Below are 20,885 nucleotides of genomic sequence, written 5' to 3'. Positions count from 1 at the left end.
GGCAAAAATCCCATTGCCGAAGGCAATTTTCAATGGATTTTTGCCCGTAACTGTGAGGGTACTGAACAGTTACAAAAGGACAAAAGAAACATGAAACAACTTGATTTTGAACATGGCACAGTGACCGGCAACATCTTAGGGGCGGCGGTTCCCATGCTGGTGGCCCAGATTTTAAATCTGCTCTACAACATCGTGGACCGCATTTACATTGCCCGGATTCCGGAGGTGGGAACGGCGGCGCTTGGAGCAGTGGGGCTTTGCTTTCCGCTGATTGTGATCATCACGGCATTTTCGAATCTGTACGGAGGTGGCGGCGCACCGTTATTTTCCATTCACAGAGGCAAAAAAGAGACGCAGGAAGCAAATGATATTATGAATACTTCCTTTTCCCTGCTCTGTCTTACCGGAGTGGCTCTGATGGTAATCGGAATGCTGCTGATACGCCCGATTCTGATATTGTTCGGGGCATCGGAGGGGGCACTGGTTTATGCCTGCCCGTACATGATTCTTTATCTGATCGGTACACTGCCGTCCATGATCGCGGTGGGTATGAACCCATTTATCAACGCGCAGGGCTATTCCCTGACCGGTATGCTTTCCGTTGCAATCGGAGCGGCGGCCAATCTGGTTCTGGATCCGCTGTTTATCTTTGTGCTGGGATTCGGTGTGCGGGGAGCGGCCATGGCAACGGTTATTTCTCAGTTTTTATCAGCAGCCTTTGTTCTGCGCTTTCTTACCGGAAAAGCGGAGCTGAAGGTGCGTTTTTTGCGCAGTGCAGAACTTGCAAAATATGCCGGGTATGCTAAAGAAATTGTCAGTCTTGGCACGGCTGGTTTCATCATGCAGCTGACCAACAGTCTGGTGACGATTTGCTGTAACCACGTGCTTTCCGCTACAGGTGGAGATATTTACATTTCAGTTATGACGATTGTATCCAGTGTGCGTCAGCTGGTGGAGACACCAATTTCCGCAATCAATGACGGATCTTCTCCGATTTTAAGCTACAACTACGGCGCGCGCCGTCCGGCCCGGGTACGGAAAGCGGGCATGATGATGGGACTTCTGATCCTGGGCTATACTGCGGTGATGTGGAGTGTCATCGTTCTGGCTCCGGAGGCGCTGATTGGAGTGTTCAGTTCTGATCCGGTTCTCATGCAGGATGCGGTTCCGGCCCTGAAGCAGTATTTTGCGGCATTCATTTTCATGGATTTCCAGTATATGGGACAGACTACGTTTAAATCGCTGAATAAAAAGAAGCAGGCAATCTTTTTCTCGCTGCTTCGAAAGGTGTTTATTGTGGTTCCGCTGACTTATTTCATGCCGTACGCGCTGCATATGGGAACCGATGGCGTGTTCCTGGCAGAGCCGGTTTCCAATGTGATTGGCGGAAGCTTGTGCTTTATCACGATGCTGTGCACGGTTTTGCCGGAGCTGAAACGGATGGAGCAGGCATGATCCATGAGTGGGAGGCATGCGGAAAACATGTTTCCGAATGACAGAAGAATGATCAGATATTTGGTCAGTGACAGGAGATTACATACCATGACACAAGAGAGAAAACAGATCACCGGCCATATGCTGGCCTGCGGCACACAGATTATGTGGGGAGCTACCTTTGTTTCGACGAAGGTGCTCCTGCAGTATTTTATACCCGTGGAGGTGCTGTTCACCCGGGCGGGCCTGGCTATTTCGCAGAAGAAGACGGGGGGAAGCAGATAAGGAATATGAAAAAGAACACTGGAAAAAAACTGACCTATGTAAGCCGTGTATGCATGACGGTTCTGACTACAGTGCTGATTGTATTATTTTTCTGTATTATGTCTCTGGTGGGGAAAATCCAGGGGACAGCAAGGGTGGTAAACTACGCCGGTCTGGTGCGCGGCATGACCCAGCGTATGGTCAAGCTGGAAAACTTACAAAGTCCGCAGGATGAGATGCTTGAGGAGGTGGAGTCGATCATAATCGGACTCCGCTATGGAAGTGATGATCTAAACCTGGTCCGTCTGGACGATTCTGCATTCCAGGATAAGCTGCAGGAGCTGGAAGCTTATTTTGAAACCCTGAAAGTGGAAATACAGCTTGTGCGGGAAAATGGCTATGAAAACACGCAGATCATCGAAAAGAGTGAGCAGTTCTTCCGGATCTGTGATGAGGCTACCGGACTTGCGGAGGCCTATTCCCAGAGAAAGGCAACGGCACTGAATCAGCTGGAGCAGGTGGTCTTTGCAGATATAGCAGGACTTCTGGTCCTGATTGCCATGGAAATATTTAAGGCACTGCGCTATGCGGCCCAGAACCGCATTCTGCAGAAGAAGGTTTATCTGGATGAGGCTACGGGGCTTCCGAATAAAAATAAGTGTGAGGAAATTCTGGACAATGATACATTCCTGGAAGATGGGGAAACGGTTGCAGTCTGTGTGTTTGATTTAAACAATCTGCGTATCATCAACAATAATCTCGGCCATGAGAAGGGAGACGAATACATCCGATCCTTTGCGGTGCAGCTGCGCGCGGCTATGCCGGCGGAGCATTTTGTGGGACGCGACGGAGGAGATGAGTTTCTGGCCGTGATCCGCGGACTGGAGCGGGAGGCGGTGGAAGCCTGCCTTTCCCAGGTGCGGAGCCAGACAGCGGACTATTCTGCCAATCATCCGGAGATGCCCATCAGCTATGCGGCTGGTTATGCGATTTCATCGGATTTTGAATCCTGCGGCATGCGGGATCTGTTCCGGCAGGCCGATAAGAATATGTATGTCGATAAGAACCGCGCCAAGATGCTGGAAGCGGCGGAGAAGCAGAATGAAAATATCCGGCTGCTGGATACAGTCAAACAGCAGGGCTATTCGTTTTCAGACTGCCTGTATTGCGATGCATTGCTCGACCAGTACCGGGTGCTGCGTGCAGATTCCGAGTTTTTTCTGGCGGAAGACGGCAGCTACACCGGCGCGGTGGAGCAGATCGTACAGGAACTGGCCCGGGGAGCGGAACGCGGACTATTGCGCCAGAAGCTGCAGCCGGAGGCGCTGAAGCAGGTGCTGAGCAGTACGCGGGAAAAGCTGGAATTTCCGTATCAGTGTACGGACGGTGAAAAGGTGCGCAGAGGCCGCATGACGTTGCTCTTTTTAAACAATACGGAAGACGGGCGGCTGCATCATTTTATCTTTGGTTTTGAGCCGTTCCATGACAAAAATCAGGTGTCAGCCAATGAGAAGGTCCAGCTGACCAGGTATTATGAGCAGATGAAGCAGTCCATTCTGGAAAATGGCAATTATGTGGACGCGCTGATGGATACAGCCGAGGCGGTCTACACGGTGGACTTAACCCATGACCGGCTGGAAAAAATCTTTTATCCGTCCGGCAGTGATGAATTTGAGATTATGCAGCAGACGCCCTGCGCCTACAACGAATACTGTACATTCAGAAGTGGTTTTGTCACAGAGGATACCATGGAGAATTACCGTATTGTGGACTCTTCGGAGAAACTTCTGGAGCGTTTCCGCAATGGCGCCAAACAGGTTACGGTGGAGTATCAGGAGACCGGAGCAAAGGGAGAGCCGGAATGGCTGCAGAAGACGGTACTGATGTCCCAGGATACGCTGTATGACGAAAAGACCGGGCGTGAGATGAACGTGGTGCACGGCATCATTCTCTTTAAGAATACGTCGGTTTTCCATGAGCAGGAGCAGAAGGAAAAGGAGCGCCTGCAGGTGGCCTATGAGGAGGCAGACCTGGCAAGCAAGGCCAAGACAGAGTTTTTAAACCGTATGAGCCATGACATCAAGACCCCCATCAATGGTGTGATGGGTATGCTGGAGATCATCCGCCGGAATATAGATGACCGGGAACGGGTGGAGGAATGTCTGGGCAAGATCAGCCTTTCCACCAGCCATCTGCTGGCGCTGGTCAATGATGTGCTGGATATGGGCCGCATTGAAACGAAACAGGAGGCGGAAGCCAGAGAGGCTTTTGATTTGGAAAATCTGATGACGGAAACGGCCGCCCTGGTGGATGCCCAGCTTCTGGAAACCGGAATCCTGCATTACCGGCACAGGGAAGCCATCCAGCATACAGCTCTGGTTGGAAATCCGCTGCACCTGCGGCAGATTATGGTAAACCTTTTGAGCAATGCCATCAAATATAATAAACCGGGAGGTCGGATTGATACTTATGCGAAGGAACTTTCCTGTGATGGAAAACAGGCTTTTTATGAGTTTAAGATCACGGATACCGGCATCGGCATGCGGGAAGAGTTTGTAAAAAATGGACTGTTCAAACCCTTTACCCAGGAAAAGTCGGACGCCAGAACTCAGTATAAGGGAACCGGTCTTGGCATGTCCATCGTGAAAGGACTGGTTGAACAGATGAATGGCTGCATACAGGTGGAAAGTGTGGAGGGGGAGGGAACGACCTTTACATTCCAGCTTCCGTTCCTTCTGGATGAGACAGTTCATGCGGGCCAGGATAGTGATGGGACGGCAGCGGCCGATGTGTCTGACATGAAGATCCTGCTGGTTGAGGATAATGAAATCAATATGGAGATTGCGGAATTTTATCTGACCGAAGCAGGGGCGAAAACGGAAAAAGCATGGAATGGAGCTGAGGCGGTTCAGAAATTTGCGGAATCCGAAACAGGAAGCTTTGATGTGGTTCTGATGGATGTCATGATGCCAGTCATGGACGGACTGGAGGCAACAAGAAGGATCCGTGCGCTGGGTCGTCCGGATGCCGGAACCGTGACGATTCTGGCCATGACAGCCCAGTCTTCCGCAGACAGCATCCGCCAGTGCGAGCAGGCTGGAATGGACGGTTATATCGCAAAGCCGGTGGAGGCAGCGGAGCTGCTTCGGATCCTGGCAGAAAAATGTCCCCAAAGGGTATAAAAGGTAAGGAAGGTGAACTGATATGGAGAGACGGGAAGGTTACCCGAATCTGGATCTGAAGCAGAGCGGGGATCTTCTGCGCTATCGGATCCGCAAGTCTGGTTACAGTGTGCGGGACATTCAGGATTATCTGTTCCTTTCCTGCCCGCAGCCGGTTTACCGGTGGTTTCAGGGAAAAGCGCTTCCGTCTGTGGATCATCTGTACGCGCTGAGCCGCCTTCTTGGTGTGCATATGGAGGAACTTCTGGCTGGACCGCAGGAAAATCCGGTTTACCGGGAAGTTTTTGGAGAGAAGCGGTATCTCTTTTCCTATCTGGAGCAGCTGCGCATTGGACTATTTGTCCAATGACGAATCCGAACGTTTGTTTTATCCTCTTGTCATAACCAAAATGGAAATGACAGGAGGATTTTTTTATGGATAAAGGACGGATGGTTTATGTGGATGAAAGCGGAAAGAAGCTTGTTACACGGAGGTTCCTTTGCGATATGCGTCCGGTGCGGAGCGGCTGCGGCATGCACATTGTAAATACGTTCCGTTATGGAGGCTTGCGGTCCGCCGAGGAGTTTCTCTGTTTTGCGCGGCGGTTTGCCAGACTGTATGAGGGATGTGAAGGGGAGAAAGAAGAGGAACTGGTGCGGGAGGTTCTGTCCGGAGCAGCCACATTCTGGCTGGAGCCGGAAAGCTACTGCTATGTGATCTGCGGTGATACCATGACCATTTACTGCGGACTGGAAGCGGCAGAAACGGTTTACCGCCGGGCAGATGCCTTTGAACCTCCGGTAGATGAAAGCGAATTCGTCACCATTCTGGAGACCTTAAAGAGCGGAGAGGAAATTTCTGCGCCCGCGCAGGATCTCATCATTCACTTGCTGGAGCTTTTAATGCGGGACCGGGGCAGTGAAATTTCTTATTATGTATATGATCTGGATTTTGGACGCAAGTTTGAGCCGGGCCTGTTTTCCGACCGGGAAGGCTATGTGGATTTAAGCTGTGATCAGGCCCTTTACCGGGATCTGGTGCGCACGGGATTCTGAAGGTCCTGTAACTGTGAGGGTACTGAACAGTTACAAGGTCCTGATTGCTGCAGCTCCTGCGCAGCGGGTGGAGGAGAGAAATTCTGACGAAAATCTTAAACATGGAAAATTTTGTGAGATATGGTTGCATTTCCAAAAAGAACATGATATAAGTGTATTAAGATAATTAATACACTTATACAGAAAGGAGAGACAGCAGGGAAATGATTCATCTGGACTATAAAGACAGCCGCCCGATCTATGAACAGGTGGCAGACCGGTTAAAGGAACTGATGATCCTTGGTGTTCTGGAGGAGGATGCGCAGATGCCTTCTGTCCGGTCTCTGGCCACGGAGCTGTCCATCAACCCCAACACCATACAGCGTGCCTATGCGGAGCTGGAACGAAATGGATTTATCTATTCCGTGAAGGGCAGGGGAAGCTTTGTGGGCAGCATCAGCAGACTCCGGGAGCAGAAACGCCGGGAACTGGAAGGCAAGGTGGCCGGTCTTGCGGCAGAGGCAAGGAGTCTTGGCATGGATAAAAAAGAGTTTGTCCGCATGGCGGAGGAACAGTTTGGAGGAGAGGAAACAGTATGATAGAGGCAACTAATCTCACAAAAAAATTCGATGATATCCTCGCGGTAGACCACATCAATGCCCAGATCCGGGAAGGAAACGTGTTTGGGCTTATCGGAACCAACGGAGCCGGAAAAAGTACATTCCTGCGCATGGCGGCAGGCGTGCTGAAGCCGGACGAGGGAAGCATCACCATAGACGGCATGGATGTATACGAAAACGAGGCGGCAAAGCGGAAATTCTTTTATATTTCCGATGACCAGTATTTCTTCGGCAATGCCACACCACAGGATATGATGAACTATTACCGCATCGTTTATCCGGAGTTTGACGTAAACCGGTTTGATTCTCTGTTAAAGAGCTTCGGACTTCAGAAGAACCGGAAGATCAATACCTTTTCCAAGGGTATGAAAAAGCAGGTTTCCATCCTGTGCGGCATCTGCGCCGGAACGGAGTACCTGTTCTGTGACGAGACTTTTGACGGCCTGGATCCGGTTATGAGGCAGGCCGTAAAGAGCATTTTCGCAAACGACATGGAAGAGCGGAAGCTCACGCCCATCATTGCTTCCCACAACCTGCGGGAGCTGGAAGATATCTGCGACCATGTAGGCCTTCTGCATAAGGGCGGCATTCTCTTAAGCCGTGATCTGGACGAAATGAAGATGAACCTCCACAAGGTCCAGTGTGTCTTAAAAGATGGCATGCAGCCGGAAGATATTACCGGGCTTACCATTTTAAAGACCGAGCGGCGCGGAAAGCTTCTGACTCTGACGGTGCGTGGCGATTTAAACCAGGTGGAATTTGTGATGCAGCAGGCGGATCCGGTGTTCTATGAGACCATTCCGCTGTCCTTAGAAGAAATCTTTATCAGTGAAACGGAGGTAGTCGGTTATGACGTCAAAAAACTTATATTTTAAGCTGATGCGGGAGGATTGGAAAAACCGCCTCTGGGCGCCGGCCCTCATTGCGTTATCCAGTTTCTTTGCCTATCCGGTTCTTCTGGCATTTCTGGCAGGAAAGGCGTACCGGGACTGGAACACGGCTGCGGAAGCATTGAAATGGTTTTCCCAAGAGGCTGTAAACTGGATCTCCTTTGAAAATGGTGTAGCAGTCTTTTTCGTTGTGGCAGTTTCCCTGGTCTGCGGACTCAGCAGCTTCTATTATTTGACTTCCAGAAACCGCGTAGATTTTTACCATAGCCTTCCGGTGCGCCGTGAGACCTTATTTCTGGTCCACTATGTGGATGGCATTCTGATGCCGGCGATTCCCTACGCCCTGGCTCTAGCTGTGTCCGTGATCGTGTGTGCAGCCAACGGCGTGAACCCGGATGTTCTTTGCCAGACGGCAGTGAGCGCCTATGTACTGCACATGATCTACTACATCCTCTGCTACACGACTGTGGTGATCGCGTCCATGATGACCGGTCATCTTGTAGTTGGATTTTTTGGCAGCATGGTGCTGATGTTTTATATGCCGGTGGCAGCCAGCCTGATCGATTCCTTTTTTGGCAGTTTTTTTCTGTCCTATTATTATCCGGATCAGACTTCACTGTTAGAAAACTGTATCCGGATTTCTCCGGTGATGGAGTATATCCACACAGTATCTCTTTATGGGGATCAGAAACCGGTTGTTATGGCAGCTGTGACAGCAGTGATCGCCTCGGTGGTCCTGGCGGCGGCAGCAGTCTTTCTTTACAAAAAGCGTCCATCGGAGGCAGCGGGAAAGGCCATGGCCTTTGCGGTGAGCCAGCCCATTATCCGGATACTGATCACCGTTGTGGCAGGTCTTGGAATAGGAGATTTCTTCTGGTCCCTGCAGCAGTCCAATGGCTGGATGGCATTTGGTGTTGTCTGTGGAAGCGTGATCTCACACTGTGTGATTGAGAGTATCTATCATTTTGACTTCCGGAAACTGTTCTCCCATAAGGGGCAGCTCGCCTTCAGCACCATTGCGGCCCTGGCGATTCTGTTCTCTTTCCGGTTTGATGTATTTGGGTACGACACTTACCTGCCGTCTGCTGGGAAGGTAGAGTACGCGACAGCAGATATCAGCGATTTAAATAACTGGGTTTCCTATGGCAGCGTGCTGGAAAATCAGGAGATAAATGGACGGAATGTACCATATGTTTATGAGTCTTCCAGTTCAGAGGTGTACATTGCGGAGCATATGCAGTGTACGGATGTGAATACCATCCTGAATCTTGCGGCATCCGGTATTGAAGAAAACCGCAAGCGCAGGGCGGAATGGACTCAGTCTGGCGCCCGGGAAGCCGCAGTTGCGTATGAGGCAGCGGATGTAACGGAGGATCCGGATGGAGAAAGCGATAATACGCGCTATACCATGGCAACGATTTCCTATACATTAAAGAGCGGGCGCAGGATAGTCCGGAATTACACCATCAATATGACAAAGAATTATGAGCTGATCAAGGAACTCTGGAAAAATGAAGCGTTTCAGAAGGCTTCCTATCCGATTCTTACGGCGGACGCAGGCGAAATGGTCAATGTCCGTTACCGTCAGAGCCGTTCCATTGGAGACAGGAGCCTGAAAGATCTCACGGCAGAGGAGCGCAGTGAGCTGCTTAAAACATACCAGCAGGAATTTACCGGTTTGACTCTGGATCAGATGAAAGAGGAAATGCCCATGGGACTGATCCGTTTCACCACGGAGACAGATGAGAAGGCCATTGCATGGTGGAACAACCGGGAGAACCGGAAGAATACAGACAAAGATGGATGGGATTATTATTATTACGGAGAAGATATTCGGGATCAGGATTTTTACCCGGTGTATCCGTCCTTCACAAAGACGATTGCGCTCCTGGAACAGTATGGAGTTTCCGTGAAGAAGGAAGAGCTTTCCGATAAGATTATTTCCGTGACCGTGCGCGGCTATGCGCCGAAGACCGATTCCTACCAGGAGATCACGTTTACGGATCTGGAAGAAATCAAGGCGCTGGGGGACATGACCCGCAACGAGCGGATGCTCTACTATGATCCGATGTATGAGGAAGAGGATCTGACCGTAGAAGTGACGGTGGCAGATAAAACAGAAAAAGCAGAAGAGGAAGACAGCGTGGAGAATACCTACAACAGCTTTTTCAGAAAAGGAGAAATTCCGCAGATCGTAAAAGACAGGATGGGATATTAGCATAATAGTAAAACAGGATATGCGTGGGAACTGTGTTCCCGCGCATATCCTGTCTTAAAACATGCATAAATATGCAATTTACATCAGGTTTGCGTCTGGCATGTTCCGCTGTTCCTCAATGAGATCGGCCAGTGTGGTGTGATCTACCACGTCATCGATGGCATCTTTTAATTTCTGCCAGACGGTCAGTGTGGTGCAGCGGCCGGCATGTTCACAGTGGTTGATGTCTTCGTCCAGGCAGGAGACCGGGGCGAGGCTTCCCTCGGCGGCGCGAAGGATCATGCCAACGGTATATTCTTCCGGCTTTCTGGTAAGTATGTAGCCGCCCTGAGCCCCGCGGATACTCCGCACGTAGCCGGCTTTGTGAAGAAGTGAAACGATCTGTTCCAGATATTTATCGGAAATGCCCTGGCGTGCGGCCACCTGGCTGATCTTGGTACACTGGTCTGGATTCAGGCCAAATTCGATCATCATACGCAGTGCATAACGTCCTTTGGTTGATACTCTCATGGTTATCCCTCCTCACAGGACATTGTACAGGAAAAAGTCATGAATGTAAATGGAAACGGGGGTTTCTCATGCTTTATTTTTGGTGCAGGATATGTTATACTGTCTGCAATAGTATGCACTGATTTGGCATGAACTGCAACCTATACATTCCGTCAGGAGGAAACTGATATGAGAGATGGCTTTATCCGCGCAGCGGCAGCCACACCAAAGATTAAAGTCGCAGATCCGGTTCATAACCGTGAGGTGGTATGCAGTATTATAGAAGAATACGAAAGGAAGGGCGTGGAGCTTCTGGTGTTCCCGGAGCTGTGCCTTTCCGGATATACCTGCAATGACCTGTTTCTGCAGGAGGTTTTGCTGGAGCAGGTCAGAGAAGAACTGGAAAACCTTGTGGAGTTCACAAAAGGAAAGAAAATGCTGGTTTTTGCCGGCCTTCCCTGGGAACATGAGGGCAAGCTTTACAACGTGGCAGCAGCCGTCTGCGATGGAGAACTGCTTGGCCTGGTAACAAAAACCAATATGCCGAACTACTCTGAGTTCTATGAGCTGCGTCATTTCACGCCGGGCATGGAAACACCGGTTATGACAGACTGGCAGGATACTCAGGTGCCTATGGGAACCAACCTGCTGTTTTCCTGCAGGGAGAATCCAAAGCTTACAGTGGCTGCGGAGATCTGTGAGGATGTATGGGTGCCGTGTCCGCCCAGCATCCGCCATGCGCTGGCCGGGGCCACCGTCATTGTGAACTGCTCTGCCAGTGATGAGGTGGTCGGAAAAGATTCCTACCGCCGGGAGCTGATCTGCGGCCAGTCCGCGAGACTCATCTGCGGTTATGTATATGCCAACGCCGGAGAGGGCGAATCTACTCAGGATCTGGTATTTAGCGGCCACAATATCATTGCGGAGAATGGAACCCGCCTGGCGGAATCCGGCCGGTTCGTCCCGGAGACGGTTATGGCCGATCTGGATCTGGAACGCTTAAACGCGGAGCGCCGCCGTACCACCACATACCCGGCAGCAGACCGGAGCGGTTATCAGACCATTCGTTTCTCCCTGGCTTCCTCGGAAAAGGAGCAGCAGGAGACTGGAAAGCTTCTCCGCTATATCGACAACCGTCCCTTCGTTCCGCATAACGAGCAGGAGCGAAGCCGCCGCTGTGAGGAAATTTTCACCATTCAGGCTATGGGTTTAAAGAAGCGTCTGGAGCATACGGGCTGTAGCCATGTGGTACTTGGTATTTCCGGCGGTCTGGACTCCACGCTGGCCCTTCTGGTTGCGGCGAGAGCCTTTGATATGTTAAACATTCCGCGTAACCAGATTCATGCCATCACCATGCCATGTTTTGGCACCACCGACCGCACCTATCAGAATGCCTGCCAGATGACCAGAAAGCTGGGGGCTTCTTTAAAAGAGATTGACATCAAGGTATCGGTAACCCGTCATTTTGAGGACATCGGCCACGATATTTCCGTACACGATGTGACTTACGAGAATGGACAGGCCAGAGAGCGCACCCAGATTTTAATGGATATTGCAAACCAGGTGGGCGGCATGGTCATCGGAACCGGTGATATGTCCGAGCTGGCCCTTGGCTGGGCCACCTACAACGGTGACCATATGTCCATGTATGGCGTGAATGTTTCCGTGCCGAAGACACTGGTGCGCCATCTGGTGCGCTATTACGCAGACGCCTGCGGCGAGGAAGAATTAAAGGCAGTCCTTCTGGATGTGCTGGATACTCCGGTAAGCCCGGAGCTGCTTCCGCCGGAGAACGGAGTCATTTCCCAGAAAACCGAGGATCTGGTGGGACCTTACGAGCTTCACGATTTCTTCCTTTATTACGTGCTTCGCTTTGGCTTTAAGCCATCCAGAATTTACCGGATGGCACTGCAGGCCTTTGAGGGAGAATATGACAGAGAGACCATCTTCAAATGGCTGAACGTGTTCTACCGCCGGTTCTTTGCCCAACAGTTCAAGCGTTCCTGCCTGCCGGACGGCCCGAAGGTTGGTTCCGTGGCCGTATCTCCAAGAGGAGACCTGCGCATGCCGAGTGACGCCGCAAGAAGAATCTGGATGGAGAATCTGGAGCGCATTCAGTAGTATGACAGAAACTGGCAGAAATCAAAATCAGTCATGACAGAATCCGGCAAAATGCCATGAAAGAGCATAACGCCGGAAAAGGAGAAAATAAAACGTGATCAGCAGTACAACCAATAAACAGGTAAAGTTTGTGAATGCCCTGGTGAAAAAAGCAAAGACCAGGCGGGAAGAGGACCTGTTCGTGGCAGAGGGACTCCGCATGTGTTCGGAAATCCCGAAGGACCGCATTCACACCCTTTATATATCAGAAGCTTTTAGCAAAACCAAAGAGTGTAAGGCGCTCCGGGAAAGCGTGAAGCATATTGAGCTGGTAACGGATGAGGTATTTAAGAGCCTTTCCGATACCCAGTCCCCGCAGGGAATCCTGGCACTGGTAAAACAGTACCATTACACGCTGGATGAGGTAGCAGGAGCCAGTCAGAAAACCGGGAAACCGGCACTTCTCATGGTTCTTGAAACCATTCAGGATCCGGGCAATCTGGGAACCATCCTGCGCGCGGGAGAGGGAGCCGGCGTAACCGGTGTGGTTATGGACGCGAACACCGCGGACATCTACAATCCCAAGGTTATCCGTTCCACCATGGGTTCCGTGCTCCGCATGCCATTTGTCTATGTGGAGAACCTTCATGAAACGTTAAAAGAGCTGAAACAGCGCAAGATCCGTCTGTTTGCGGCTCACTTAAAAGGAAAGAATGCCTACGACCTGGAGGACTACACCGGGGATACGGCATTTCTCATCGGCAATGAGGCAAACGGCCTGACCGAGGAGACCGCGGCTATGGCAGATACTTACGTCCGCATTCCCATGGAGGGCCGCGTGGAATCCTTAAATGCCGCTGTGGCGTCCTCCGTCCTCATGTTTGAGGCGGCAAGACAACGCAGAAATCAAAAGTAAGGGGGAGTTGTTATGGCAGCAATTTACTGGCTCATCGCCTTTGTGGTGCTGGTGGGCATTGAAATCATGACCACAGCCCTGACCACCATCTGGTTCGCGGGAGGCGCGGCGCTTGCCTTTGTGGCAGCCATCTTTGGCGCGCCGGTTCCGGTTCAGCTGCTGGTATTTGTGGTGATTTCCTTCATTTTACTGTTCCTGACCCGTCCGCTGGCGGTCAGATACATTAACACTTCTACGGTTAAGACGAATGTAGACAGCCTGATCGGCAAAGATGCCCGGGTAACCGCCGAAGTCAACAATGAGAAAGAGACCGGAACGGTTTCTGTTCAGGGACAGGAGTGGACCGCACGCTCAGAAAAAGAGGATGCGGTTTATCCAGAGGGAACCAGAGTCTGGATCCGCGAGATCCAGGGTGTGAAACTGATTGTGAGTGATGAAAAGGAGGAAGCATAATGGGTTTTCTGTTTATTTTTCCGTTACTGATCGTAATCTTAGCACTGCTGGCATCCTGTATCCGCATTGTGCCGCAGGCTCAGGCGCTGGTTGTAGAACGCCTTGGCGCGTATCTGGATACCTGGTCCGTAGGCGTACATTTCCTGGTCCCGTTTGTGGACCGCGTGGCAAAGAAAGTCAGCTTAAAAGAGCAGGTTGTGGACTTTGATCCGCAGCCGGTTATCACCAAGGATAACGTAACCATGCGGATCGATACCGTAGTATTTTTCCAGATCACAGATCCGAAGCTTTACGCATACGGCGTGGTAAACCCGATCATGGCCATTGAGAACCTGACCGCCACCACCTTGAGAAACATCATCGGTGACCTGGAGTTAGACCAGACCTTAACCTCCCGCGAGACCATCAACACCAAGATGCGCGCGTCCCTGGATGTGGCAACCGATCCGTGGGGCATTAAGGTAAACCGTGTAGAATTAAAGAACATCATCCCACCGGCAGCCATTCAGGATGCCATGGAGAAGCAGATGAAGGCAGAGCGTGAGCGCCGTGAAGCCATTCTCCGTGCGGAAGGTGAGAAGAAATCCACGATCCTGGTTGCGGAAGGTAAGAAGGAATCCGCAATCCTGGACGCAGAGGCAGACAAACAGGCAGCCATCCTTCACGCAGAGGCAGAGAAGGAGCGCCGGATCCGTGAGGCAGAAGGTGAGGCTGAGGCAATCTTAAAGGTACAGCAGGCAAAGGCAGATGGTATCCGCTTCTTAAAGGAAGCAGGAGCAGACGCAGCCGTACTCCGGCTTAAGAGCCTGGAGGCATTCGCGGCAGCAGCAGACGGCAAGGCCACCAAGATCATCATCCCGTCCGACATTCAGGGCATGGCAGGTTTGGTCACTTCCGTGGCTGAGATCGCAAAATCCCAGGATGGAAAAACTGCTGAGTAATCATTGATAAAGCGCAAATGCGCCGCAATCCGGCATGTCGGAGCTTTATAAAACAAGTTTGCAATTAAAATATTCATACAGAGGAGAGACAATTATGAACTTAAAGGGAAGACATTTTCTGACACTGAAGGATTACACCCCGGAGGAGATCCTGTATCTTCTGGACCTTTCCGCAGAAGTAAAGCGCAAGAAAAAAGAAGGTATTCCGGTAGATAACTACAGAGGAAAAAATGTGGCCCTGATCTTCGAGAAGACCAGTACCAGAACCAGATGCTCCTTTGAGGTTGCAGCACATGACATGGGCATGGGAACCACTTACCTGGATCCGTCAGGCTCCCAGATCGGAAAGAAGGAGAGCATTGCGGATACTGCCAGGGTGCTGGGCCGTATCTACGACGGCATCGAGTACCGTGGCTTTGGTCAGGAAATCGTGGAAGAGCTTGCGAAATACGCAGGTGTTCCGGTATGGAACGGTCTGACCAACGAGTATCATCCGACCCAGATGCTGGCAGACATGCTGACTGTCCGCGAGCAGCTTGGCTGCTTAAAAGGTGTTAAGTTTGTATACATGGGCGATGCCCGCTACAACATGGGCAACTCCCTGATGATCGTCTGCTCCAAACTGGGTCTCCACTTTGTGGCATGCGCACCGAAGAAATATTTCCCGAATCCGGAGCTGGTAGCACAGTGTGAGGAGTACGCAAAGGCATCCGGCGGCACCATTACCCTGACCGAGAACGTGGAAGAGGGCACCAAGGGCGCTGACGTTATCTGCACCGACGTATGGGTATCCATGGGTGAGCCGGACGAGGTATGGGAGGAGCGTATCCGCGACCTGACTCCGTACAAGGTAACCTCCGCAGTCATGAAGAACGCTGGTGAGAAGGCTATTTTCCTGCACTGCCTGCCGTCCTTCCATGACTTAAAGACCAAGATCGGCGCTGAGATGGGCAAACGCTTCGGCATTACCGATATGGAAGTAACCGACGAGGTATTTGAGTCTGAGCAGTCCAAGGTATTTGACGAGGCAGAGAACCGCATGCACACCATCAAGGCTGTTATGATGGCAACACTTGGAGTATAGTCTATGGCAATGCAGGAGAAAAAACGCAATCCGCGCAATGCTGCGCTGATTCTGGACCTGCTGCATATCGTGATCGGCATTCTTGTTGTTATCTGCGCCATCCTGGCGTTTCTGGATCCGGAGGGGAACAGTATTCTGTTCCCCGTGATTTTCTGGCTGGCAGCTGTGTTAAACGGCGTGATGGGCGGATTCCGGATAAGAATGAGCGGGCACGACAGAAAAAAACAGGCGGGGGGAGCGGCCCAGTGCCTGCTGGCAGTGATCCTGACGATACTGGGCGCGTTGAGTGCCATCAGCATCTGGAGGTAACGATTGAAAAACGAAATTTTAAAATGCTTAAAAGAGACAGACGGTTATGTTTCCGGACAGGAACTCTGTGAACGCCTCGGAGTATCCCGCACGGCTGTGTGGAAGGTAATCCGCCAGCTGGAGGCGGAAGGCTACGGGATTGAAGCAGTGCGCAACCGGGGCTACCGTTTACATGACAGCGCGGATATCTTAAACGAAGCAGAAATCCGTGCTGTATTAACTTCCCACTGGCTGGGACAGAATGTAAAGTTCCTGGAAGAAATTGATTCCACCAACAACGAAGTACGCCGCATGGCAGAGCAGGGAGCGCCGGAGGGCACTCTGGTGGTGGCAGAGATCCAGACAGCCGGAAAGGGCAGAAGAGGGCGCCGCTGGGACTCCCCAAAGGGAAGTGGGATCTGGCACAGCTTTCTGCTGCGCCCGGAGTTCGCACCGGAGCATGCTTCCATGCTGACCCTGCTTGCGGCCATGGCAGTGCGCAAATCCGTGAGCAATGTAACGGGCCTGGAATGCCTGATCAAATGGCCTAACGACATTGTGGTGAACGGCAAAAAAATCTGCGGGATCTTAACCGAGATGAGTACGGAAGAAGACTCCATCCGCTATGTGGTGGTGGGAATCGGCATCAATGCCAACACCCCGGATTTCCCGGAGGAGATCCGCGCTACGGCTACATCGCTGGCACTGGAGCTGGGACATCCGGTCCACCGCGCATCCATCATCAACGGTGTAATGTGTGCTTTTGAGGAATATTATGACATTTACCGTGAAACACTGGATATGAGCCGGCTCAAAGAAGCCTATAACCAGGAGCTGGTCAATGTGGAACGGGCGGTAAAGGTGCTGGCGCCGGGCGGCGATTACACCGGGATCTCCCACGGAATCAACGACGCGGGCGAGCTGATCGTGGAACTTGCGGATGGCAGCCTGCGGGAAGTCAATTCCGGGGAAGTGTCAGTAAGAGGAATTTATGGATATGTATGACGCAAAACAGTTGTATGACCGCTTAAAGGTTTCTGAGCGTGAAGATGAGACACTGGATCTGGATGCCAGGCTGCGGGCCATGAATGGTCCGTTGCTTGCCTGGTATGAGGAGCATGCCCGGATTCTTCCCTGGAGGGAGAATCCGGAGGGCTACCGGGTCTGGATCTCGGAAATCATGCTGCAGCAGACCAGGGTAGAGGCGGTCAAACCTTATTTTGAACGCTTTCTTGAGGCGCTGCCGGATGTGGCTTCGCTGGCTTCCGTGGAGGATGACCGGCTGATGAAACTCTGGGAGGGCCTCGGTTACTATAACCGGGCACGCAATCTAAAAAAGGCAGCCGGAGTGATCATGGAAGAGTATGGCGGAAAAATGCCAGAGCAGTACGAGGATCTGTTAAAGCTTCCGGGAATCGGTAGCTACACGGCCGGGGCCGTATCTTCCATTGCCTTTGGGCATCCGGTGCCTGCGGTAGATGGCAATGTGCTCCGGGTGATCTCCAGAGTGACGGCCAGCCGGGAAGATATCTTAAAGGCTTCCACCAAAAAGTGGATGGAAACCCATCTGCGGGAGACCATGCCAAGGGATCGGGCCAGTCATTTCAACCAGGGACTCATTGAGATCGGCGCGATTGTATGTGTGCCAAACGGACAGCCCCATTGCGCGGAGTGCCCGCTAGAGTCTATCTGCCTTGCGAAGCGGCATAATCTTATGGGAGAGATCCCGGTCAAGACTCCGCCGAAAAAGCGCCGCCTGGAAGATAAGACGGTCTGCATTCTGGAGTGTGGGGATCAGGTTGGGTTAAACAAGCGGGACGACAGCGGACTGCTGGCCTCTCTCTATGAACTGCCGAACCGGGAAGGCCATCTGACCCCGGAGGAAATCCCGGAGGCCTTTGGGCTGGATCCGGGGGAAATCGTGGAGCTGGAGCCGGTGGGCCCGGCTAAGCATATTTTCTCCCACGTGGAATGGCATATGACCGGATACCGGGTGCGGTTAAAGCATGGCATTCCAAAATCCTATATTGCGGCCGGAAAAGAAGAACTGAAAACGACTTATGCCCTGCCGAATGCGTTTGGCAGGTATACAAAGATGATAGAATGACGATAATGAAAAAGGATGGGAAGGAGGCTGGCAGCATCGTATGGCTAAGAAAAAACAGATGCTTCTGATCATTAATCCAAGGTCCGGAAGGGAGAAAATCCGCTTAAAGCTTCTGGATATTCTGGATGCGTACACGGGCGCCGGTTATCAGGTGCAGGTGCATGTGACTCAGAAAGCTCTGGACGCGAGGAACGCGGTCTTAAAGTACGGCGCGAAAAAAGACCTGATCGTGTGCAGCGGAGGCGACGGAACCCTGAATGAGGTGATATCCGGAATGATGGAGCTTGCGAAACCGGTAAGCCTGGGGTATATTCCCGCCGGTTCCACCAATGATTTTGCTTCCAGCTTAAGGCTTCCCAGACAGATGATGCCTGCGGCCTTAAATGCGGTAAACGGAAGCCCCTACGCAATCGATATCGGACATTTCTGTGAAGACCGGTATTTTGTTTATGTGGCGGGCTTTGGCGCCTTCACGGAAGTGTCTTATCTGACACCGCAGGATAAGAAAAACCTACTGGGGCATCAGGCCTATATTCTGGAAGGGGTGAAGAGCCTGGCCTCCATCAAGTCTTATTCCATGAAAATTTCCTGTCCGGAGGAGACGCTGGAGGGAGAGTTTATTTATGGCATGGTTACCAACACAGTCAGCGTGGGCGGCTTTAAGGGGCTGGTAAACCAGAATGTGGCACTCAATGACGGATTGTTTGAAGTGCTTCTGATCCGCACACCGAAAACACCGCTGGAACTCAGCAGTATTGTGACCGGGCTTTTGCTGCGTGAAGAAGAAAAAAGCGATCTTGTTTATAAGTTTAAAACGAACAGGCTTACCATTCATACCCAGGAACCCGTAGACTGGGTACTGGATGGAGAGTTTGGCGGTACCAGGACAGACGTTGTGATCCAGAACCTGCCGCAGCAGATCCTGATGCTGTGCCCTCCGGCCGCGGATACCCAAAAGCATGCCGAAAAAACAGAGAATAATGAAAATAATTGTTGAAATCTGACGCTGGATATTATATAATGATTTGTTGTGTAGGCTTTCGTAAACCTTCAACTGAAAGGATGTTACTGTGGAAAAAGACAATTTTTTAGATAAGCTGAAAAAGCTGGTAGAAGTTGCCAAAACAAAGCATAATGCATTGGACATCACGGAGATCAATGACTTTTTTAAAGGGGAGAACCTTGGTCCTGAGCAGATGGAGCAGATATACAGCTTCCTCGAGGAGAAAAATATTGACGTAGTCCCTGTCATTGATGACGCTGCCCTTGCAGATGACAATCTGCTTCTCGACGACGATGATGTAGATATGGACGACAGCTTCATGAAAGACTCCGAGGATATCGAGTTAGACGCGGTAGATCTGCTCGAGGGAATCGGAACCGAGGATCCGGTCCGCATGTATTTAAAGGAGATCGGTACCGTACCGCTGCTGACCACAGAGGAAGAGCTGACGCTTGCAAAGCGCAAGGCAGAAGGCGATGAATACGCCAAAGAGCGCCTGATCGAAGCAAACCTCCGTCTGGTAGTCAGTATCGCAAAGCGTTACACCGGCCGCGGCATGAGCTTTCTTGACCTGGTTCAGGAGGGAAACCTGGGCCTCATCAAAGGTGTAGAGAAGTTTGACTATACAAAAGGATATAAGCTGAGTACATATGCGACTTGGTGGATCAGACAGTCTGTTACCCGTGCGCTTGCGGACCAGGCACGTACAATCCGTGTACCGGTGCATATGGTTGAGACCATCAACAAGATGTCCAAGATGCAGCGTAAGCTGACTCTGGAGCTGGGCTATGAGCCGTCCGTGACAGAGCTTGCCGATGCTCTTGAGATGTCAGAAGACAAGGTTATGGAGATCATGCAGATTGCCAGAGAACCAGCTTCTCTGGAAACCCCGATCGGTGAGGAAGATGATTCCAATCTGGGTGATTTCGTGGCAGACAGCAACGTGGTGACTCCGGAGGGCAACGTAGAGAACGTTATGTTAAGAGAGCATATCGATTCCCTTCTGAAAGACTTAAAGGAGCGTGAGCGTCAGGTTATCGAACTGCGTTTCGGTTTAAAAGACGGCCATCCGCGCACTCTGGAAGAAGTGGGCAAAGAGTTCAACGTTACCCGTGAGCGTATCCGCCAGATCGAGGCGAAGGCGCTCAGAAAGCTGCGTAATCCGGTGCGGAGCAAACGCATCCGTGATTTCCTGTAAAGGGAGAGAGCATGAACCGCAGAAATTATCAGCGTGAGCTGGAAACAGTCATAAAAGAAAATGAGAGCAAGAGTCGGGTCCCCCGGCTCTTGTTGCATAGTTGCTGCGCGCCGTGCAGCAGTTATGTGCTGGAGTATTTATCCGATTATTTTGAGATTACGGTATTTTACTATAATCCCAATATTTCTCCGGCAGAGGAGTATGAAAAACGGGCGGCAGAGCAGAAGCATCTCATTCAGGAGCTGCCTGCGAAGCATCCCATTCATCTGGTGGTGGGAGCCTATGAGCCGGAGCGCTTTTACGCGGTAAGCCGTGGGCTTGAGATGGTTCCGGAGGGCGGCGAGCGCTGCTTTCAGTGCTTTCGCCTGCGCCTGGAAGAGGCGGCGAAAATGGCGGCAGAGGGCGGATTTGATTACTTTGCCACCACTCTTACCATCAGTCCTTTAAAAAACGCCCAGAAGCTGAATGAAATCGGGGAAGAACTCTCTGAAATTTATAAAGTAGAGCATCTGCCGTCCGATTTTAAAAAGAAAAACGGCTATAAGCGGTCGGTGGAATTGTCTGCGCAGTACGGGCTGTACCGGCAGAATTATTGCGGCTGTGTTTTCTCAAAACGCGAGGCTGAAGAACGGCTCCACAATTCCCAAAAAGAGGATAGGCAGATTCTGGAAGAATCTTGACACT

Annotated in this window: 20 protein-coding genes; 19 read left to right on the top strand and 1 reads right to left on the bottom strand. The window is 51.4% G+C overall.

Annotated features, from left to right (window positions below):
• The first annotated feature begins 90 nt into the window (after nt 1–90).
• The 8 genes from WMO41_RS08225 (at nt 91) to WMO41_RS08190 (ending at nt 9,622) form a co-directional block, all read left to right on the top strand.
• Nucleotides 91–1,455, top strand: a complete 1,365-nt coding sequence (locus tag WMO41_RS08225) for an MATE family efflux transporter (RefSeq protein ID WP_349229345.1) — start codon at nt 91–93, stop codon at nt 1,453–1,455.
• Between the two features lie 87 nt (nt 1,456–1,542).
• A complete protein-coding gene (locus WMO41_RS08220) occupies nt 1,543–1,719 on the top strand; it encodes a hypothetical protein (RefSeq protein ID WP_349229344.1) in 177 nt (58 codons plus the stop codon).
• Between the two features lie 5 nt (nt 1,720–1,724).
• Nucleotides 1,725–4,880 (top strand): ATP-binding protein, encoded by a 3,156-nt coding sequence (locus WMO41_RS08215; RefSeq protein ID WP_349229343.1) that lies wholly within the window; start codon nt 1,725–1,727, stop codon nt 4,878–4,880.
• A gap of 22 nt (nt 4,881–4,902) precedes the next feature.
• Nucleotides 4,903–5,229 carry a helix-turn-helix domain-containing protein gene (locus WMO41_RS08210; RefSeq protein WP_349229342.1) on the top strand — a complete coding sequence of 109 codons (327 nt, stop codon included), beginning with the start codon at nt 4,903–4,905 and terminating at the stop codon, nt 5,227–5,229.
• A gap of 65 nt (nt 5,230–5,294) precedes the next feature.
• Entirely contained in the window at nt 5,295–5,915 is a 621-nt protein-coding gene (locus tag WMO41_RS08205) for a hypothetical protein (RefSeq protein WP_349229341.1), read from the top strand.
• Between the two features lie 203 nt (nt 5,916–6,118).
• Nucleotides 6,119–6,493: a GntR family transcriptional regulator gene (locus tag WMO41_RS08200; protein WP_177292370.1), complete on the top strand. Its 375-nt coding sequence runs from the start codon at nt 6,119–6,121 to the stop codon at nt 6,491–6,493.
• Entirely contained in the window at nt 6,490–7,389 is a 900-nt protein-coding gene (locus WMO41_RS08195) for an ABC transporter ATP-binding protein (protein ID WP_349229340.1), read from the top strand. The genes WMO41_RS08200 and WMO41_RS08195 overlap by 4 nt, the downstream gene beginning before the upstream one ends.
• Complete coding sequence (locus WMO41_RS08190; protein ID WP_349229339.1) at nt 7,364–9,622, top strand: DUF6449 domain-containing protein; 2,259 nt, start codon at nt 7,364–7,366, stop codon at nt 9,620–9,622. The genes WMO41_RS08195 and WMO41_RS08190 overlap by 26 nt, the downstream gene beginning before the upstream one ends.
• Nucleotides 9,623–9,700: 78 nt before the next feature.
• Here the strand turns inward: WMO41_RS08190 and WMO41_RS08185 are convergent, their stop codons facing one another.
• On the bottom strand, nt 9,701–10,132 hold the full coding sequence (locus WMO41_RS08185; protein WP_349229338.1) for an RrF2 family transcriptional regulator: 432 nt from the start codon (nt 10,130–10,132) through the stop codon (nt 9,701–9,703).
• Between the two features lie 168 nt (nt 10,133–10,300).
• Here WMO41_RS08185 and WMO41_RS08180 point away from each other — a divergent pair, with 168 nt between their 5' ends.
• From WMO41_RS08180 to WMO41_RS08130, 11 genes are all read left to right on the top strand, one after another.
• Nucleotides 10,301–12,232, top strand: coding sequence for an NAD(+) synthase (locus WMO41_RS08180; protein ID WP_349229337.1), 1,932 nt, complete (start codon nt 10,301–10,303; stop codon nt 12,230–12,232).
• Nucleotides 12,233–12,326: 94 nt separating this feature from the next.
• Complete coding sequence (locus tag WMO41_RS08175; protein WP_349229336.1) at nt 12,327–13,127, top strand: TrmH family RNA methyltransferase; 801 nt, start codon at nt 12,327–12,329, stop codon at nt 13,125–13,127.
• 12 nt (nt 13,128–13,139) lie between these two features.
• Nucleotides 13,140–13,580: an NfeD family protein gene (locus tag WMO41_RS08170; protein WP_349229335.1), complete on the top strand. Its 441-nt coding sequence runs from the start codon at nt 13,140–13,142 to the stop codon at nt 13,578–13,580.
• Nucleotides 13,580–14,521 (top strand): SPFH domain-containing protein, encoded by a 942-nt coding sequence (locus WMO41_RS08165; RefSeq protein WP_349229334.1) that lies wholly within the window; start codon nt 13,580–13,582, stop codon nt 14,519–14,521. The genes WMO41_RS08170 and WMO41_RS08165 overlap by 1 nt, the downstream gene beginning before the upstream one ends.
• A gap of 94 nt (nt 14,522–14,615) precedes the next feature.
• A complete protein-coding gene (argF, locus tag WMO41_RS08160; protein ID WP_349229333.1) occupies nt 14,616–15,605 on the top strand; it encodes an ornithine carbamoyltransferase in 990 nt (329 codons plus the stop codon).
• Between the two features lie 3 nt (nt 15,606–15,608).
• Entirely contained in the window at nt 15,609–15,914 is a 306-nt protein-coding gene (locus WMO41_RS08155; protein ID WP_349229332.1) for a DUF6637 family protein, read from the top strand.
• Nucleotides 15,915–15,917: 3 nt separating this feature from the next.
• A complete protein-coding gene (locus tag WMO41_RS08150; protein ID WP_349229331.1) occupies nt 15,918–16,898 on the top strand; it encodes a biotin--[acetyl-CoA-carboxylase] ligase in 981 nt (326 codons plus the stop codon).
• Entirely contained in the window at nt 16,885–18,000 is a 1,116-nt protein-coding gene (mutY, locus tag WMO41_RS08145) for an A/G-specific adenine glycosylase (protein WP_349229330.1), read from the top strand. Before WMO41_RS08150 ends, mutY begins: the two co-directional genes overlap by 14 nt.
• Nucleotides 18,001–18,040: 40 nt before the next feature.
• Nucleotides 18,041–18,997, top strand: coding sequence for a diacylglycerol/lipid kinase family protein (locus WMO41_RS08140; RefSeq protein ID WP_177291682.1), 957 nt, complete (start codon nt 18,041–18,043; stop codon nt 18,995–18,997).
• Between the two features lie 73 nt (nt 18,998–19,070).
• The gene (rpoD, locus tag WMO41_RS08135) at nt 19,071–20,201 is read left to right on the top strand and encodes an RNA polymerase sigma factor RpoD (protein WP_349229329.1); all 1,131 of its coding nucleotides are present in this window, start codon (nt 19,071–19,073) and stop codon (nt 20,199–20,201) included.
• An 11-nt stretch (nt 20,202–20,212) separates the two neighbouring features.
• The gene (locus WMO41_RS08130) at nt 20,213–20,881 is read left to right on the top strand and encodes an epoxyqueuosine reductase QueH (RefSeq protein ID WP_349229328.1); all 669 of its coding nucleotides are present in this window, start codon (nt 20,213–20,215) and stop codon (nt 20,879–20,881) included.
• The last annotated feature ends 4 nt before the right edge of the window (nt 20,882–20,885 follow it).

Origin of the sequence: Ventrimonas faecis, from assembly GCF_040096075.1 — a bacterium.
GTDB classification, from domain to species: domain Bacteria; phylum Bacillota; class Clostridia; order Lachnospirales; family Lachnospiraceae; genus Brotaphodocola; species Brotaphodocola faecis.
Note: the sequence above shows the minus strand (reverse complement) of the source record. Positions and strands in the feature narration are given on the sequence as shown.

Coding starts and splice junctions, on each gene's coding strand:
- argF (WP_349229333.1), top strand. CDS start 14,616: ATGAACTTAAAGGGAAGACATTTTCTGACACTGAAGGATTACACCCCG.
- WMO41_RS08210 (WP_349229342.1), top strand. CDS start 4,903: ATGGAGAGACGGGAAGGTTACCCGAATCTGGATCTGAAGCAGAGCGGG.
- WMO41_RS08180 (WP_349229337.1), top strand. CDS start 10,301: ATGAGAGATGGCTTTATCCGCGCAGCGGCAGCCACACCAAAGATTAAA.
- mutY (WP_349229330.1), top strand. CDS start 16,885: ATGGATATGTATGACGCAAAACAGTTGTATGACCGCTTAAAGGTTTCT.
- WMO41_RS08195 (WP_349229340.1), top strand. CDS start 6,490: ATGATAGAGGCAACTAATCTCACAAAAAAATTCGATGATATCCTCGCG.
- WMO41_RS08220 (WP_349229344.1), top strand. CDS start 1,543: ATGACACAAGAGAGAAAACAGATCACCGGCCATATGCTGGCCTGCGGC.
- WMO41_RS08165 (WP_349229334.1), top strand. CDS start 13,580: ATGGGTTTTCTGTTTATTTTTCCGTTACTGATCGTAATCTTAGCACTG.
- WMO41_RS08190 (WP_349229339.1), top strand. CDS start 7,364: ATGACGTCAAAAAACTTATATTTTAAGCTGATGCGGGAGGATTGGAAA.
- WMO41_RS08130 (WP_349229328.1), top strand. CDS start 20,213: ATGAACCGCAGAAATTATCAGCGTGAGCTGGAAACAGTCATAAAAGAA.
- WMO41_RS08215 (WP_349229343.1), top strand. CDS start 1,725: ATGAAAAAGAACACTGGAAAAAAACTGACCTATGTAAGCCGTGTATGC.
- WMO41_RS08225 (WP_349229345.1), top strand. CDS start 91: ATGAAACAACTTGATTTTGAACATGGCACAGTGACCGGCAACATCTTA.
- WMO41_RS08205 (WP_349229341.1), top strand. CDS start 5,295: ATGGATAAAGGACGGATGGTTTATGTGGATGAAAGCGGAAAGAAGCTT.
- WMO41_RS08185 (WP_349229338.1), bottom strand. CDS start 10,132: ATGAGAGTATCAACCAAAGGACGTTATGCACTGCGTATGATGATCGAA.
- WMO41_RS08170 (WP_349229335.1), top strand. CDS start 13,140: ATGGCAGCAATTTACTGGCTCATCGCCTTTGTGGTGCTGGTGGGCATT.
- WMO41_RS08140 (WP_177291682.1), top strand. CDS start 18,041: ATGGCTAAGAAAAAACAGATGCTTCTGATCATTAATCCAAGGTCCGGA.
- WMO41_RS08155 (WP_349229332.1), top strand. CDS start 15,609: ATGGCAATGCAGGAGAAAAAACGCAATCCGCGCAATGCTGCGCTGATT.
- WMO41_RS08200 (WP_177292370.1), top strand. CDS start 6,119: ATGATTCATCTGGACTATAAAGACAGCCGCCCGATCTATGAACAGGTG.